The sequence below is a fragment of the Rhizobacter sp. P3_B12 genome (assembly GCF_056402895.1).
Map to the genome: position 1 here is coordinate 1 of NZ_JBFUGN010001070.1, position 1,998 is coordinate 1,998.

2 protein-coding genes and 1 pseudogene are annotated in these 1,998 nt (G+C 73.3%); 1 reads left to right on the top strand and 2 read right to left on the bottom strand.

Annotation, left to right across the window (positions count from 1 at the left end; translation table 11 throughout):
* Positions 1-303 (top strand): annotated as a pseudogene (locus tag AC1D01_RS32170) (ABC transporter ATP-binding protein); the annotation flags it as partial.
* Between the two features lie 99 nt (positions 304-402).
* Here AC1D01_RS32170 and AC1D01_RS32175 read toward each other — a convergent pair.
* Positions 403-1,161: a hypothetical protein gene (locus tag AC1D01_RS32175; protein ID WP_477873567.1), complete on the bottom strand. Its 759-nt coding sequence runs from the start codon at positions 1,159-1,161 to the stop codon at positions 403-405.
* Positions 1,162-1,195: 34 nt separating this feature from the next.
* On the bottom strand, positions 1,196-1,998 hold an 803-nt coding region (locus tag AC1D01_RS32180), incomplete at its 5' end, for an aminotransferase-like domain-containing protein (RefSeq protein ID WP_477873568.1).

Genomic DNA, 1,998 nt, shown 5'->3' on the forward strand with positions numbered 1-1,998 from the left:
ATCCGCGACAAGGCGGCCAAGGCGGCGCCCGCGCCGACGCCCGCTGCGCCGCCGCCGCCCGCGGCCGCGCCGGTCGCGAAGAGGGCCAAGCTCAGCTACAAGGAACAGCGCGAGCTCGACAGCCTGCCGGCGCGCATCGAGGCGCTGGAGACCGAGCAGAAGACGCTCTCGGCGCTGCTCGCCGGCACCGAGATCTACGCCGGCGACGCGACGAAGCTCGCGGCCGCGCAGGCACGCTTCGCGGCGCTCGACGACGAGCTTCTGACGGCGCTGACACGCTGGGAAGAGCTCGGCGCCCGCTGAGCGCGTCGAGCGGCGGGCCGAGCGCCGGGCCGCCCCAAGCCGGCCCGCATCCCCTCGGGGGATCGGTCGATGTACCCATCGACCGAGGGGTCGTCATCCCTAGCGCCCGAGCGCGCCGAACCACGACTCGGCGAGCGCGCTGCGGCGCGTGCGGCTGATGATCAGCCCCGACTGCAGGTACAGCGCGTTCAGCAGCCGCGCGGCGCGCGAGGTGTCGAAACCTGGCCAGTCGGCCATCTCGCGCAGCGACGAGCGGTCGCCCTGCAGCCGCTGCACCGCGGTGCGCACCAGGCCGCCGGCGCGCAGGCCGCCCAGGTTGAAGCCCGGCGCGACGCGGTAGGCCACCGGCCCGGCGATCTCCGGCAGCAACGCGTTGCGCGAGCCGCGCAGCGCCAGCTCCCACAGCACCGGCCCGAGCGAGTGGTAGTGCTGCTCGTCGGCCACCAGCGACAGCTCCGAGTCGCCCGGCGTGCGCAGCACCGCCGGCTCGACGTGCAGCACCCGCAGTTCGGTGGGCCGCTCGCGCARCAGCGCATCCAGGCTGATCGGGCAGTGCACCAGGCGCTCGCGCGCGAACACGGTGAGCGGCACCACCGCCGGGCCCATCTGCAGGTGGATGACGACCTGCTGCGAATGCCGCACGCAGGCGGCCAGCACGTCCAGCACCTCGGACGCATGGCCGGCCCGCTCGAAACGGCTCAGGTCGGCCAGCAGCGACGGGCTGAGCGTCGCGCCGCGCAGGCTGCTGTCGGCGACTTCGCCGAGCGCGCGCGGGCCCCCCGGTTCATGCAGGTAGCGCTCGAAGGCGCTGACGCGCATCAACTCGGGCTCGCCGAAGGGAATGGTGGGCTCGAACATGGACTCGGGAGTTGCAAGAAGTTGTGACTGTAGGTCAGCGGGCTGCCGGTGCAAAGCCCGGATTCCGGGGTGTTGCCATGCCGGGGGTGTCGCGGGCGCGCTGCAGCGCCTGCCAGAACTGCGCATCCTGCGTGGTCGCGAAGTTGATGCGCATCAGCGTGCCGGGGCGCCGGGTGGCGTGGAAGATCGAGCCCGGCGCCAGCAGCCAGCCGTCGTCCAGCATCACCTGCGACAGCCGCTCGGTGTCGACGCCGGTGTCGACCCAGCCGAACAGGCCGCGCGGCGTGGCCGCGAAGCGGCAGCCCGCCGCCTCGGCCAGCTGCACCGAGCGCGCCCGGGCCGCGTCCAGCCGGGCCATCACCCGCTCGGCATGGCGGCGCAGCAGGCCGTGCTCCAGGCAGTGGGCGAGCGCCTGCTCGGTCAGGCTGGTGGTGGACAGGCTGCCGAGCAGCTTGGTGTCGATGAAGCGGTCGACCAGCGCCGGCGGTGCTGCCAGATAGCCGACCCGCCAGTTCGGCACCAGGATCTTCGAGAAGCCGGAGATGTAGATGGTGCGCTCCAGCGCGTCCAGCGCCGCGAGCCGCGGCAGGTGCGGCGGTGCCAGGTGGGCGTAGGTGTCGTCCTCGACGATGTGCAGGTCGTGCGCCTGCGCGAGCTTCAGCAGCCGGTGCGCATGGCCGAGCGCGAGCGTCGCACCGGTCGGGTTGTGCAGCACCGAGACGGTGATGTACAGCCGCGGGCGCTCGTGCGCTTTCTGGGCCTCGATCAGGCGTTCCATCACCGCGAGGTCGGGGCCGTCCTCGCCGCGCGGCACCGGCAGCACGCGCAGGCCGAGGG